Raw genomic sequence first — 13,803 nt, 5'->3', positions numbered from 1 at the left:
TCGCCGGCCGGCCCTAGGCCAGCACCCCGAGCAGCAGCGTCACGGTGCCGAAGACCAGGCCCGAGGCGATCAGCGTGACCGTCGTGTACCCGAGGATGTCGCGCATCTTGAGCCCGGCGATGGCCAGTACCGGGAGCGCCCAGAACGGCTGGATCATGTTGGTCCACTGGTCGCCGTAGGCGATCGCCATGATCGCCACCGCCGGGTCGACCCCCAGGCTCTGTGCCGCGTCGAGCATCACCGGCCCCTGGACGGCGAACTGGCCACCGCCGGAGGGGACGAAGAAGTTGACCAGGCCGGCGGAGAGGAAGGCCAGCAGGCCGAACGTCGCCGGTGTGGAGATGTCGACGACGGCGTCGGAGAACACGGCGATCAGGCCGGTCGTCGACATGATCCCCATGATCCCGGCGTAGAGCGGGAACTGGAGCAGGATCTCCCCGACGTTGGCGGCCGCGTTCTTCACCAGCGCGATGAGCTCGAACGGGTTGCGGACGAGCAGGAAGATCAGCGCCAGGAACGTCCAGTTGACGATGTCCAGGGTGGCGGTGCCGCCGTCGACGTAGTGGTGCACCAGGTAGGCGACCAACGCCAGGCCGACCAGGGTGGTCACCAGCCGGCTGGCGTCGACCCGGTCGGCCGGGGTGACCACCTCGTCGTCCAGCGCCACGCCGTCGGAGTCGCGCACGTCCGCCGGGAGCTCGACCACCCGGTCACCGCCGCGGGGTGCGACCGCGGCCAGGGCGAGGCCGACGACCACGATCGTGGCCACGGCGGCGGTGATGTTCCACCAGGTGAAGATGGTCTCGCTGACCGGGATGGTGCCGCCGAGGGTCTCGGCGAGGAAGGAGTCCTCGGTGGCGGCGGTCAGCGGACCGGAGCCGGAGTAGCCCATGTGCCAGATGACGTAGCCGGAGTACCCGGCGGCCACCAGCAGCGGGAAGTGCAGGCGCAGACCCCGCTCCCGCCCCTGGACGGCCAGCTCGCGCGCCAGCAGCGCACCGACCACCAGGCCCAGCCCCCAGGTGATCAGCGAGGCCAGCGCCGCGATCACGAAGACGTAGAGGTAGGCCTGCAGCGCCGTCCTGGGGACGGCGGCCAGCCGGGTGAGCAGCCGCCGCACCGGCGCGGTGTTGGCCAGGGTGTGCCCCAGCAGCAGGATCAGCGCCATCTGGGTCATGAAGGCCAGCAGCCCCGACAGCCCGTCGCCCCAGCCGTCCAGGACGGCGACCGGACCGGCGTCGGTGAGCAGCAGGGCGAGTGCGGCCACGACGAACGTCAGCACGACGGCGAAGACGAGCGCGCTGGGGATGTAGCGCTCGACGACGGCGTTGACCGGCCGCATCAGCGAGGAGAGGCCGCTCGACCGGTCCGGGGAGCTGGAGTCGGACTCGGTCTTCGGAGGCCTGGTCATCAGTTCTCGCTCTCGTGGAGGCAGGTGGCCGGGGCCACGCCGGGAAGGCTGTCCTCGCGCCGGCCGCACGACGGGGGACCCCACCGACGGCAGTCGCGATCCAGGGATCTTGGCACCCGCATCGCCGTCGGACGCAAGAGGTCGGGCGGCAGACTGGTGGCCGTGCTGGTCGTGGAGCGGGACATGGGGCGGGACACGTGAGCGCGGAGCTGGGCGGAGTCGGCGTCCTCCGGGAGCGGTGGGCGGCCGGGGAGGCCTGCCACGGGCTCTGGAGCCAGCTGCCGGGCGCGATGACCGCGGAGCTGCTGGCCCGCACCGGGGCGGACTTCGTCGTGCTGGACCTGCAGCACGGCGCGCTCGCCGAGGCAGAGCTGCCCGGGGTGACCGCGGCGGTGACGGCGGCCGGCTCGGTACCGCTGGTCCGCACCCGGAGCGCGCAGTTCGCCGACGTCGGCCGGCCGCTGGACCTCGGTGCCCACGGCGTCCTGGTGCCGAACGTGCTCGGTGCCGACCACGTGCGGGAGGTCGTCGCCGCCTGCCGCTACGCGCCGCGGGGCAACAGGTCGGCCGGGCGGCTGTCCGGCGGGGTGGACGAACCGCTGGTGCTGGTCGTCCTGGAGACCGCGCAGGCACTGGCCGAGCTCGACGCCGTCCTGGCCGTCGACGGCCTCGACGGGGTCTACGTCGGGCCGGTCGACCTGGCCTCGTCCCTCGGGCTGGCCGGCGACCCGGCGCAGCTGCAGGAGGTCCTCTACTCGGTCATCACGCGGTCCCGGGCCGCGGGCGTGCCCGTCGGCGTGCACGCCTTCGACGGCACCGGGGCGGCGTCCCACGCGGCGCAGGGGGCCACGATCGTCACCGCGGCCATGGACACCACCGCGCTCGCCACCGCCCTGGCCGAGCAGCTGCGGACGGCCCGCGGGGCCTGACGGAGCGAGCGTGTCGCAGCCCGCTGCCGGAGGGCGCGGGTTGAGCGGGCAGCCCTGGGGCAGTGGTGTGGTGCACGCCACATCGAGGACAGGAGCAGGTCATGGACACCGACGTGTCGGCGGTCGTCGAGCAGATCTACCAGGACGTCCTGCAGCGGAACCCCGGGGAGACCGAGTTCCACCAAGCGGTCCGGGAGGTGCTGGACTCGCTGGTCCCCGTCCTGACCCGGCACCGCGAGTACACCGAGATGAAGACGATCGAGCGGATCTGCGAGCCGGAGCGGCAGGTCATCTTCCGGGTGCCGTGGCAGGACGACCGGGGCGAGGTGTGGATCAACCGTGGCTTCCGGGTGGAGTTCAACTCGGCGCTGGGGCCCTACAAGGGCGGGTTGCGCTTCCACCCGTCCGTGAACCTGGGCATCGTCAAGTTCCTGGGCTTCGAGCAGATCTTCAAGAACGCGCTCACCGGCATGCCGATCGGCGGCGGCAAGGGCGGCTCGGACTTCGACCCCAAGGGCCGATCGGACGCCGAGGTGATGCGGTTCTGCCAGTCGTTCATGACCGAGCTCTACCGGCACCTCGGCGAGTACACCGACGTCCCGGCCGGGGACATCGGGGTCGGCGGGCGGGAGATCGGCTTCCTGTTCGGCCAGTACAAGCGGATCACCAACCGGTACGAGTCCGGCGTGCTCACCGGCAAGGGGCTGGGCTGGGGCGGCGCGCAGGTGCGCACCGAGGCGACCGGCTACGGCGCGGCCTTCTTCGCCGCGGCGATGATGGACGTGCGCGGTGACTCCTTCGACGGCAAGCGGGTGACCGTCTCCGGCTCGGGCAACGTGGCGGTCTACGCGATCGAGAAGGTGCACCAGCTCGGCGGCACGGTGGTGGCCTGCTCGGACTCGGCCGGCTACGTGGTCGACGAGAAGGGCATCGACCTCGAGGTGCTCAAGCAGGTCAAGGAGGTCGAGCGCGCCCGGATCAGCGGCTACGCCGACCGGGTGGCCTCGGCCCGCTTCGTCGAGGGCGGCAGCATCTGGGACGTCCCGTGCGACGTCGCGATCCCCAGCGCCACGCAGAACGAGCTGGACGCGGACGCCGCCCGCGCGCTGATCGGCAACGGGTGCCGCTACGTGGTCGAGGGCGCCAACATGCCGACCACGCCGGACGCCGTGCGGGAGCTCCGCGGCGGCGAGGTGGCGTTCGCCCCGGGGAAGGCAGCCAACGCCGGCGGGGTGGCCACCTCGGCGCTGGAGATGCAGCAGAACGCCTCTCGGGACCGCTGGACCTTCGAGCACAGCGAGCAGCGGCTGGAGGAGATCATGCGGGCCATCCACGCCCGCTGCCACGAGACGTCCGAGGAGTACGGCGCCCCCGGCGACCTGGTGCTCGGAGCGAACGTGGCCGGCTTCCTGCAGGTCGCCGACGCCGTCCACGCGCACGGCCTCGTCTGACCGGATCCCTCGTCTGACCGACGCCCCGCGGCCGGCTCTGGCCGCGGGGCGTCTCGGCTCAGGAAGAGGAGCGGGACGCCGGGACGGCGCCGGCGGGCTCGGTGTCGTCGGCGGTCGCGTTGGCGGAGAACGCCACCTCCGGCCGGCCGCGCTCCAGCTGCTGGGGCCGGGTGCCGCGCGGCGGCGTGGGCAGCGCGCCGGGGTGCGCTCGTCCCCACTCCGTCTCCACGTCGCTGAGCAGCGCCTCGAGGTAGGAGCGCAGCTGCACCCGGCAGGCCTGGCTGAAGGCCTTGAGGTAGGCGACCTGCTCCTGCAGCTCCTCGGACTCCGGCAGGCGCGTGTCGCCCATCGGGACGCCGTTGCCCCGCATCGCCACGGCGGCCTCCTGTGCCGCCTCGATGATCGCGCCGGCCTTCTCCCGCGCCGCGGTGAGCTGCTCCTCGTACTGGGCGCGCGCCTCGCTGGTCATCTGCCGGCTGAAGTCCTCCGCCTCGGCCACGTACTCGTCGGCGGTCAGCTGCGCTGTCGCCAGGATGCCGACGGCCTGGTCGCTGGGGGAGGGCCGGGACGCCGCGGCGTCCACCTGCTCCTGCAGCGCCTGCAGGTGGGCGCGCAGCTGGGCGTTCTCCTCGGCGAGCTGGACGTTCTCCCGCGCGAGCCGGCCGTTCTCGTCGGTGAGCTGGGCCAGCCCGTCGGCCGCCCGGGTCACGAAGGCGTCGACCTCGCGGTCGGTGTAGCCGGGGTGCAGCATGCTCGCCGGGGTGAAGTGGACGGCGCGGAGGTCGTCGGCCGTGGGCGGCCCCGCCTCGTAGCCGGACCCGGAGTGGCTGGTGGTCATTCGGTCACCTTCCCGTCGAGAGTCGGGCTCGGTCGGCTGGGGGCGAACACCTCGGTGCGGATGCGCGACATGGGCACCCCCGAGTGGATGAGACGGGTCACGGTGTCCTCGATCATGGCCGGGTTGCCGGCGACGTACACGTCCCGGCTGTTCCAGGGACCGTGCCGGAGGACGACGTCGCCGATGTCCCCGTGCTCGGAGGGCGACCCCTTCTCCTGGGAGACCGCCGGCGTCACCGTCAGCCACGGGTGCTCCTGCTCCAGGCGGCGCAGGTCGGCCCGGTCGTAGAACGCGTCCTCGGTCCGGGCGCCGACGAAGAGGTCGACCCGCCGGGCCGGTCCGTGCCGGGCGACCTGGTCGACGACCGCCTTCAGCGGCGCCAGCCCGGTGCCGCCGGCGACCAGCAGCAGGTCGCGGTCGGAGTCGGTGTCCAGGCTGAGGTGCCCGACCGGGGGCCCGAGCCGCATCACGTCGCCCACCTGGGTCAGCCGGACGAGCGCGGAGCTGACCGGGCCGCCGTCGCGGGCCTTGACGTGCAGTTCCAGCACGCCGTCGGGGCGGGGGGCGTTGGCGGGGGAGTACCACCGCCACAGTCGCGGGCGCTGGTCGATCTCCAGCGAGATCGCCTGCCCGGGCAGGTACTCCAGCGGCGTCCGCGGGCGCACGTGCACGACGGCGACGTCCAGGGTGCGCCGCTCGTGCGCGACCACCTCGGCCTCCCACCAGGCCGGCTGCTCGGCTGCCTCGTCGGCCGCGCCGATCATGACGTCGGCGATCAGGCCGTAGGCCTCGGTCCAGGAGGCGGCCAGCTCGTCGTCCCACTCGTCGTCGAAGTGCTCGAGGGTGGCCAGCAGGCTGGCCCCGACCGCGGGGTAGTGGGCGGCCAGCGCACCGAACTTGCGGTGATCGCGCCCGAGCTGCTGCAGGATCGGCACCAGGGCGTCGAGGTCGTCGACCCGGGCCATGACCTCACCCAGGGCGGCGAACAGCCGGTCGCGCTGGGTCGCCATGGACACCGGGAACATGTCCCGCGTCTCCGGGTGGGTCAGGAACAGGTGGGAGTAGAACCACAGCGGGACCTGGTCTCCGTGGGCGGCCGCCTTGCTGAAGCTCGCCCGCATCGCGGGGATGTCCACTCGCTCGGTCCTCCTCCTGGTCGGCGTTCGGTGCGCCCCTCAGTGCCGGCGCTGCCTGCCGTGCTCACCGCCGGTAGCCGAAGGGCCACGGACACGACGGCGAGTCTGGTCGCTCCGCACGGGCGATGCCACTCGTGGATCACCAGGTGGACCGGGCGGTGGACGACTCGGTGGACCCCCACCGAGTCGCGCCGGCGCTCTGGGCGGTGGGCCGTGGTCAGCGTTCCCCGGGCGGCCCGGCGGAGCCGGCGGGGTGCTCCAGCAGCGGCGGCTCGCCGCCGGCCCAGGCCCGCAGCACCGGGTCGACGAATCGCCAGGCCTCCTCCGCCTCCGCGGCGCTGACCGCGGTGCGGCTGCTGCCGGACAGCACGTCGGTGAGCACCGCGCTGTAGGCGCTGCGCTCGCCCGGTGCGTGCACCGCCACCCCGGCGCCGGCCTGCCGGGCGCCGTCCAGCGGGACGTGCAGCCGGTCCTCGGCGACCCGCTCGACCCCCGGCGGGCACTCCGCGGGCGCGGGCGCCCGGAGGTGCAGCGCCACGTGCTTGCGGTCGGTGGCCAGGGCCTTGCCGGTGCGCAGCACGAACCGGGTGCCGGCCCACCGCGGCGTGTCCACCGTCAACTCCAGCTCGGCGAAGGTCTCGGTGCACCGGGCCGGGTCGACGCCGTCCTCGTCGACGTAGGCCCGGGTGGACGGGCCGGCCGTGTAGCGCGCCCGGCGGGTGGCCGCCACCTCGGGCACCCGCACCGCCCGGAGCAGGTCCAGCCGTACCCGGTGCAGGTCGGCCTCGGCCGACGTCGCGGGCGGCTCCATCGCCAGCACGGTCAGCACCTGGACCAGGTGGTTCTGCAGCACGTCGCGCAGCGCGCCGGTCCGGTCGTAGAAGCCGGCCCGGCCCTCGACGTCCAGGGTCTCCTCCCAGACGACGTCGACCCGGGCGAGGTGCTCCGCGCTCCACCGCCCGGCCAGGACGCCGCCGGGCTGCCGGAGCTCGAGCAGGGCGGCCACCGCCGGCATGCCCAGGAAGTGGTCGACCCGGAAGGCCGCCTCCGCGACGTCGCCGGTCGCCTCCGCGAGCAGCGCGTTCAGCGCCTGTGCGTCGGGCAGGTCCCGGCCGAACGGCTTCTCCACCGCGATCCGGCTGCCCGGCGGGAGTCCGGCGGCCCCCAGGGCCCGGACGGCCGCGGGGAACAGCACGGGCGGCAGCGCCAGGTACCCGGCGACCGGCCCGGTCCCGGTGAAGGCGGTCACCGCGGCCGCGACGGTGTCCGGCTCGGCCAGGTCGACCCGGCGGTAGCGGGCGGCGTCCACCAGCGCCTGCCGGGCGGTCGCCGGCAGGTCACCGGCGTGCTCCCGCAGCCGGGTGGCGACGTGCTCGGCGAACCGGGCGTCGTCCCAGTCCTGCTCGGCGGCCCCCAGCAGCTGCAGCCCTGCCGGCAGCCGGCCCGCCGCGAGCGACTCGGCGAGGGCGGGCAGCAGGAAGCGGCCGGCGAGGTCGCCGGTGGCGCCGAGCAGGAGCAGCCGGCTGATCACCGGCCGACGGAGTCCCGCCAGGAGTGCTCGGGCGCGAAGCCGAGCACCCGGCGGGCCTTGTCGATCGACAGCAGCGTCTCGTGCTCGCCGACCTCCCGGCGGCGCGGGACGCCGGGGAACTGCGCGTCCAGCAGCTCGTCGTTCGGCCGGGCGGAGACCGTGTCGGCGTTGGCCACGATGAACACGTCGGCCCCCGGCTCGCGGTGCTCCAGGCCCCGCCGCACCGCCTGGGCGCCGTCGCGGGCGTCGATGTAGCCCCACAGGTTCCAGCGCCGCACGGCCGGGTCGGCGTCGTAGCCGGGGAAGGCGGCGTAGTCCTCGGGGTACATGACGTTGCTGAACCGCAGCCCGGTCATCGACAGGTCCGGGTGCCAGCGGCACAGCTGCCGGGCCAGCTCCTCCTCCAGCGTCTTGACCAGCGAGTACGTGGTCGTCGGCCGGGGCGCGTACTCCTCGTCGACCGGGACGTAGGGCGGGGCCTCGTCGAAGGGCAGGCCCAGCACCGTCTCGCTGGAGGCCCAGACGATCTTCCGGACGCCGGCCCGCAGCGCGGCGCTGTAGACGTTGTAGGAGGCGGTCACGTTGTTGGCGAAGGTGGCCGCGTTCGGCAGCAGGCCGGGCGCGGGGACGGCGGCGAGGTGCACCAGGGCGTCGATCGGCGCGCGGTGCTCGTCGAAGCCGGCCAGCGCCTCGACCGCCTGGCCGGAATCGGTGAGGTCGACGACCGCGGACTCGACGTCGGCCCGCGGGCTGGGCACCCGGTCCAGGGCGAGGACGTCCCAGCCCTGCTCGACCAGGTGGGTGACCACCGCCCGGCCGAGCTTCCCGCTGCTGCCGGTGACCGCTGCCCGCGCCATGGTGCTCCTCTGTCCTTCGACTGTCCTTCGGGCGATGTGCCCGGGACAGCCTCACCCGTGCCGGGCCCGGCCGCACACCGGGGCGGGATCATGGCCGCCATGACAGCGCACGGAGGGTCGAAACCGGTGCCCGACCTGATCGCCCCTGGCCTGGACGTGCTGTTCTGCGGGATCAACCCGTCGCTGCGCTCGGCGGAGACCGGTCAGCACTTCGCCCGGCCGGGCAACCGGTTCTGGCCCGCGCTGCACCTGGCCGGCCTCACCCCGCGCCGGCTGACCCCGGCGGAGGGCCCGGAGCTGCTGCGCCACGGGCTCGGGGTGACCAACGTCGTCGACCGGCCGACCCGGACGGCGGCCGAGCTGGACCCCGCCGAGCTGCGCGCCGGCGCAGAGGCGCTCGAGGCGCTGGTGGCCCGGTACCGGCCGCGGGTGCTCGCCGTCCTCGGGGTCACCGCCTGGCGACAGGCGTTCGACCGGCCGCGGGCCACGCTGGGGCGCCAGCCCGAGCGGGTCGGCGGGGTGACCACCTGGGTCGCGCCGAACCCCAGCGGGCTCAACGCCCACCACCAGCTGCCCGACCTGGCCCGGCTGTACCGGGAGCTGCGCGACGCCCCCGAGGTCAGCGGCTGAGCTCGCGGAGCACCCGGCGGGCCTGCCGGTCCAGCACGACCTCCTCGTCGGCCGGGACGACGAGGGTGCGCACCGCCGCCCCCGCGGCGGACAGGTCCCCGGGCGCGGTCGCCGCGGGGTCCAGGACGACGCCGAGGTGGGTCAGCCGGTCGGCGACGGCGGCGCGCACGGGCGCCGAGTGCTCGCCCACGCCGCCGGTGAACACCAGGGTGTCCAGGCCGCCGAGCACCGCGGTGTACCCGGCGACGGCGACCGCCACCGATCGGCTGAGGACGTCGAGGGCCAACCGGCTGTCGGCGTCCCCGGCGTCTGCCCGCTCGGTGATCTCCCGGACGTCGGTGGAGCCGGCGATCCCGGCCAGCCCCGAGCGGTGGTCGACCAGGTCGCGCAGCTCCTCGACCGACCAGCCTCGGTCGGCCAGGAACAGCAGCGCGTCGGGGTCCAGGTCGCCGCTGCGGCTCGCCGACAGGACGCCGCCGGTGGGGGAGAAGCTCATCGAGGTCGCCACCGATCGGCCCTCGGCCACCGCGGTGACGCTGCAGCCGCCGCCCAGGTGGGCGATCACCGCCCGGCCGAGCTCGGGGACGGTGTCGACCACGTGCTCGAGGTTGAGCCCGTGGAAGCCGTAGCGCCGCACCCCGAGGGCGTCGACCTCGGCGGGCAGCGGCAGCCGCCGGGCCTCCGCGGGCAGGTCGGCGTGGAACGCGGTGTCGAAGCAGGCGACCTGCGGCAGGTCGGGCCACTGCGCCCGGGCGGCCGCGATCTCCGCGACGTCCCCGGGCAGGTGCAGCGGGGCGAAGGGCGCCAGCGCCCGCAGCGACGCGAGCAGCTCGTCGTCCACCAGCGCCGGCCGGACGTGCTCCGGCCCGCCGTGCACCACCCGGTGGGCGACGGCGATGAGCTGGATGCCCTCGGCGGCCACCCGGTCGGCCAGCTCGGCGACCGCGGTGCGGGCGTCGTCGACCGGCCGGGTGACGTGCACGTCGAGCAGCCGGTGCCCGGCCGCGTCGTGCACGGCGGCCTTCAGGGACCGGGAGCCGGGGTTGACGGCCAGGACGGCTCCGTCGGTCATCCGCGCCCCGCCCCCCAGGTCCAGTCCCGGACCTCCGGCATGTCCTCCAGGTGCTCGCGCACGTACCCGTGGTGCCGGTCGAGCTGCGCGCGGCAGAACTGGACCAGCTCCGCGCCCCGCTCCGGCGCCCGCCGGGAGCGGCGCAGCGCCTCGATCACCAGGTGGTACCGGCTCATCCGGTTGAGCACCACCATGTCGAAGGGGGTGGTCGTCGTCCCCTGCTCCTCGAAGCCGCGCACGTGGAAGCGGCCCGGGTCGGGGCGGCCGTGCAGCAGCTGGTGCACCGCGCGCGGGTAGCCGTGGAAGGCGAAGACGACGTCGGTGTCGGCGGTGAACAGCTGGTCGAAGTGCTGCTCGGAGAACCCGTGCGGGTGGTCGTCCGGGGGGAGCAGGCCCATCAGGTCGATCACGTTCACCATCCGGACCCGCAGCGCGGGCACCCACTCCCGCAGCAGTTCGGCGGCCGCCAGGGTCTCCATCGTCGGGACGTCGCCGGCGGCGGCCAGCACCACGTCGGGCTCCGCCTGCCCGTCGTCCTCGGTGCCGGCCCACTCCCACACCGACGCCCCGGCCGCCGCGTGGGCGTGCGCCTGCTCCAGCGTCAGGTACTGCAGGTGCGGCTGCTTGTCGGCGATCAGCAGGTTCACGTGGTCGGTGCTCTGCAGGCAGTGCTCGGCCACCGACAGCAGGGTGTTCGCGTCCGGCGGCAGCCACACCCGCACCACCTGCGGGGAGAGCGGGATGACGGTGTCCAGCAGGCCGGGGCCCTGGTGGCTGAAGCCGTTGTGGTCGTTGCGCCAGCAGGTGCTGGTCAGCAGGATCGTCAGCGAGGAGACCGGCGCCCGCCAGGGCAGCGTCGCGGCGTGCTGCAGCCACTTCACGTGCTGGATGACCATCGAGGCGCTCACCATGGCGAAGGCCTCGTAGGTGGCGAAGAGGCCGTGCCGGCCGGACAGCAGGTAGCCCTCCAGCCATCCCTGGCACAGGTGCTCCGACAGCACCTCCATGACCCGGCCGTGCGGGGAGAGGTGGTCGTCGGTGGGCAGCACCTCGGACTGCAGGCAGCGGTCGGTCACCTCGAACACCGACTGGAGCCGGTTGCTGGCCGTCTCGTCGGGACAGAACAATCGGAAGGTCCCGCCGCCGTCGTCGGTGGTCGTGCGGGTGTAGACGTCGCGCAGCAGCTCACCGAGCGGGTGGGTGGTCTGGGCGTAGGTGGTCCCCGGTGCCGGGACGTCGACGGCGTAGGGCTCCAGCGGGGGCAGGTCCAGCGGGGTGCGGCGGCGCCCGCCGTTCGCGTACGGCGTCGCGCCCATCCGCAGGTCGCCGCCGGGGGCCAGCGCGGCCAGCTCGGGCACCAGCGCGCCCTCGGCGGTGAAGAGGGTCTCGGGGGAGTAGGAGCGCAGCCAGTCCTCCAGCAGGGCCAGGTGCGCGCCGTCGGTCTGCACCCCCGACAGCGGCACCTGGTGGGCGCGGAAGGTGTCCTCGATCTGCACGCCGTCCACCTCGTGGGGGCCGGTCCAGCCCTTGGGCGTGCGCAGCACGATCGCCGGCCAGCCCGGGCGCACGTCCTCGGCCCCGCCGCGGGCGGCGGCCTGGATCTCCCGGATCCGGTCGTGCGAGGTGCGCACGGCGGCCTCCAGGTCCCGGAACACGGTGCGCGGGTCGTCGCCGGCGACGAACACCGGCGCCCAGCCCTGGCTGCTCAGGTAGTCGGCGATCTCCCCGTCCGACGACCGGCCCCAGACCGTCGGGCTGTTGATCTTGTAGCCGTTCAGGTGCAGCACCGGCAGGACGGCGCCGTCCCGGCGGGCGTCCAGGAAGGCGGGGATCTTCCAGGAGCCGGACAGCGGGCCGGTCTCCGCCTCGCCGTCCCCGACCACACAGGCCACCAGCAGGTCGGGGGAGTCGAAGGCGGCCCCGGCGGCGTGCACCAGCGCGTAGCCCAGCTCCCCGCCCTCGTGGATGCTGCCCGGGGTCTGCACGCTCACGTGGCTCGGGATGCCGCCGGGGCTGGAGAACTGCCGGAACAGCCGCAGCAGCCCCTCGGCGTCCCCGCCCACCTGCGGGTAGACCTCGCTGTAGGTGCCCTCCAGGTAGGTGGCGGCGACCAGCGCCGGGCCGCCGTGACCGGGCCCGGCGACGTAGAGGCACGGGGTGCCGGTACGCCGGATCAGCCGGTTGAGCTGCACGTACAGCGCCGACAGGCCGGGGCTGGTGCCCCAGTGACCGAGCAGCCTCGGCTTGACGTCGGCGTGTGCGAGCGGCCGGCGGAGCAGCGCGTTGTCCCGCAGGTAGATCTGGCCGACGGTGAGGTAGTTGGCCGCGGCCCACCACCGCAGGTCCAGGTCGAGTTCGTCGTCGGGGTAGTGCACCGTCGCGGTCGCCTGCTCGGTCATGCGCTCCACACTGTCGGTCGCGGGTGAACGCCGGGGGTCGGCGCGGTCCGATCGTGCGCGGACCGGGCCGCCGGGCGCCCGGGTCGAAGGTCCCGTCACCCCAGCAGGTCGGTGAGCTCCAGGACGCCGCCGTCCGCTTCGAACTCCGCCCTCGCCGCGGCCAGCACGGCCGGGTCGACCAGCGCGTCCAGCGCGGTGAGCGCCAGGCCCACCGCGCCGTCCAGCACCCCCTTGTCACCGGCCGGGGAGGCGGCGGCCTCGGCGAAGCCGGTGGTGTGCATGGAGGTGTCCGGCCCGGCGATGGCGATCATCGGGTGGATCGAGGGCACCCGGACGCTCACGTTGCCCAGGTCGGTCGACCCGGCAAGCGACGCCGGGGTCACGCCGGGCGGGAGGGCGGTGCGGCCCCGGCGGGCCTGGTGCCGGGTCCACCGGGCGGCGAGCTCCAGGTTGGCCCGGATCGGCAGGTAGGCCGGCAGCTCGTCCCAGAACAGCTCGTACCCGCAGCCGGTCATCTCCGCGGCGGCGGCCATGACCGCCTCCACCCGGCGGCTGAGGTCGGCCAGCGTCTCCGGCGTGGCGGAGCGCACGTAGTAGAGCGCCTCGGCGGTCTCCGGGACGACGTTGGGCCGCTGCCCGCCGTCGGTGATGACGCCGTGCACCCGGTCGGTGTCCGGGACGTGCTGGCGCAGCATCGCCACGCCGTTGTAGCCGGCGACCACGGCGTCCAGTGCGTTGCGGCCCATGAACGGCTGGGCCGAGGCGTGCGCGGCGATGCCGGTGTAGACGGCGCGCAGCTGGCGGCGGCCGAGGAAGGGCTGCACCGCGGCGTCGTAGGAGAACGGGTGCAGCATCACCACGGCGTCGACGCCGTCGAACGCGCCGGCGCGGGCCATCACCTCCTTGCCGCCGCCGCCCTCCTCGGCGGGGGTGCCCAGCAGCAGCGCCGTCCCGGGCACCTCGCCGTCGGCCAGCACGGCGGCCAGGCCGAGGAAGGCGCCCACGGCGGACGCGCAGATGACGTTGTGGCCGCAGCCGTGGCCGATGCCGGGCAGCGCGTCGTACTCGGCCAGCACCGCCACCGTCGGCCCGCCGCTGCCCACGCCGGCCCGCAGCGCCGTCTCCAGGCCGAACACGCCGACCTCGGCCTCGATCCCGGAGCGGGCGAGCAGGTCGGCCACCGCCCGGGCCGAGCGGTGCTCGGCGTACCCCTCCTCGGGATGGGCGTGCAGGTCGTGGCTGAGCCCCAGCAGGTCCGCCGACGCCGACTCGATCGCCTGCTCGGCCCGGGCCAGCAGCTCCTCGGGGGCGCCGTCGTGGGCCGAGGCGAGCGGCTCGGCGGTGGCGGCCGCGCGGTCGGTGGCCGCCCGCAGCTGGTCCAGGTGGGCGGGGTCCGCCGGGCGGGGGAGCCGGGCGTCGGCGTGGTCGGTCATGGACCGTGTCTACCCGGTGCCGGGGCACCCGGGAGGTCCGGTGGGGAACGATCTCGGTCGGCAGTTGGTTGAGCGCTTGACGGACGCCGACCCGCGTCGTCCGCGAGCCCCCAGGA

Annotated in this window: 11 protein-coding genes; 3 read left to right on the top strand and 8 right to left on the bottom strand. The window is 74.6% G+C overall.

Annotation, left to right across the window (positions count from 1 at the left end; all coding sequences use genetic code 11):
- Positions 1-13 precede the first annotated feature (13 nt).
- A complete protein-coding gene (locus O2V63_RS09155) occupies positions 14-1,411 on the bottom strand; it encodes a short-chain fatty acid transporter (protein WP_269167229.1) in 1,398 nt (465 codons plus the stop codon).
- Between the two features lie 197 nt (positions 1,412-1,608).
- Here O2V63_RS09155 and O2V63_RS09150 point away from each other — a divergent pair, with 197 nt between their 5' ends.
- Positions 1,609-2,340: an HpcH/HpaI aldolase family protein gene (locus O2V63_RS09150; protein ID WP_269167228.1), complete on the top strand. Its 732-nt coding sequence runs from the start codon at positions 1,609-1,611 to the stop codon at positions 2,338-2,340.
- A 101-nt stretch (positions 2,341-2,441) separates the two neighbouring features.
- Complete coding sequence (gene gdhA, locus O2V63_RS09145) at positions 2,442-3,791, top strand: NADP-specific glutamate dehydrogenase (RefSeq protein ID WP_269167227.1); 1,350 nt, start codon at positions 2,442-2,444, stop codon at positions 3,789-3,791.
- A gap of 58 nt (positions 3,792-3,849) precedes the next feature.
- Here the strand turns inward: gdhA and O2V63_RS09140 are convergent, their stop codons facing one another.
- From O2V63_RS09140 to O2V63_RS09125, 4 genes are all read right to left on the bottom strand, one after another.
- Positions 3,850-4,629, bottom strand: a complete 780-nt coding sequence (locus O2V63_RS09140; protein ID WP_269167226.1) for a DivIVA domain-containing protein — start codon at positions 4,627-4,629, stop codon at positions 3,850-3,852.
- Positions 4,626-5,765 carry a globin domain-containing protein gene (locus O2V63_RS09135; protein WP_269167225.1) on the bottom strand — a complete coding sequence of 380 codons (1,140 nt, stop codon included), beginning with the start codon at positions 5,763-5,765 and terminating at the stop codon, positions 4,626-4,628. Before O2V63_RS09135 ends, O2V63_RS09140 begins: the two co-directional genes overlap by 4 nt.
- A gap of 217 nt (positions 5,766-5,982) precedes the next feature.
- Positions 5,983-7,296: a glucose-6-phosphate dehydrogenase gene (locus tag O2V63_RS09130; protein WP_269167224.1), complete on the bottom strand. Its 1,314-nt coding sequence runs from the start codon at positions 7,294-7,296 to the stop codon at positions 5,983-5,985.
- The gene (locus O2V63_RS09125; protein WP_269167223.1) at positions 7,293-8,153 is read right to left on the bottom strand and encodes an NAD-dependent epimerase/dehydratase family protein; all 861 of its coding nucleotides are present in this window, start codon (positions 8,151-8,153) and stop codon (positions 7,293-7,295) included. The genes O2V63_RS09130 and O2V63_RS09125 overlap by 4 nt, the downstream gene beginning before the upstream one ends.
- A 126-nt stretch (positions 8,154-8,279) precedes the next feature.
- On the opposite strand from O2V63_RS09125, the gene mug reads away from it, so the two are divergent.
- The gene (mug, locus tag O2V63_RS09120) at positions 8,280-8,783 is read left to right on the top strand and encodes a G/U mismatch-specific DNA glycosylase (RefSeq protein ID WP_269167222.1); all 504 of its coding nucleotides are present in this window, start codon (positions 8,280-8,282) and stop codon (positions 8,781-8,783) included.
- Here the strand turns inward: mug and O2V63_RS09115 are convergent.
- The 3 genes from O2V63_RS09115 to O2V63_RS09105 all read right to left on the bottom strand — a co-directional run bounded on the left by O2V63_RS09115 (position 8,773) and on the right by O2V63_RS09105 (position 13,687).
- Positions 8,773-9,855: an acetate/propionate family kinase gene (locus O2V63_RS09115; RefSeq protein WP_269167221.1), complete on the bottom strand. Its 1,083-nt coding sequence runs from the start codon at positions 9,853-9,855 to the stop codon at positions 8,773-8,775. The two genes, mug and O2V63_RS09115, sit on opposite strands and share 11 nt — an antisense overlap.
- Positions 9,852-12,254, bottom strand: a complete 2,403-nt coding sequence (locus O2V63_RS09110; RefSeq protein ID WP_269167220.1) for a phosphoketolase family protein — start codon at positions 12,252-12,254, stop codon at positions 9,852-9,854. The genes O2V63_RS09115 and O2V63_RS09110 overlap by 4 nt, the downstream gene beginning before the upstream one ends.
- Before the next feature lie 95 nt (positions 12,255-12,349).
- Positions 12,350-13,687, bottom strand: a complete 1,338-nt coding sequence (locus tag O2V63_RS09105) for a M20 family metallopeptidase (protein WP_269167219.1) — start codon at positions 13,685-13,687, stop codon at positions 12,350-12,352.
- Positions 13,688-13,803: the final 116 nt, after the last annotated feature.

Source organism: Modestobacter sp. VKM Ac-2977, from assembly GCF_026968045.1.
In the GTDB taxonomy this organism is placed as follows: Bacteria; Actinomycetota; Actinomycetes; order Mycobacteriales; family Geodermatophilaceae; genus Modestobacter.
Note: the sequence above shows the minus strand (reverse complement) of the source record. Positions and strands in the feature narration are given on the sequence as shown.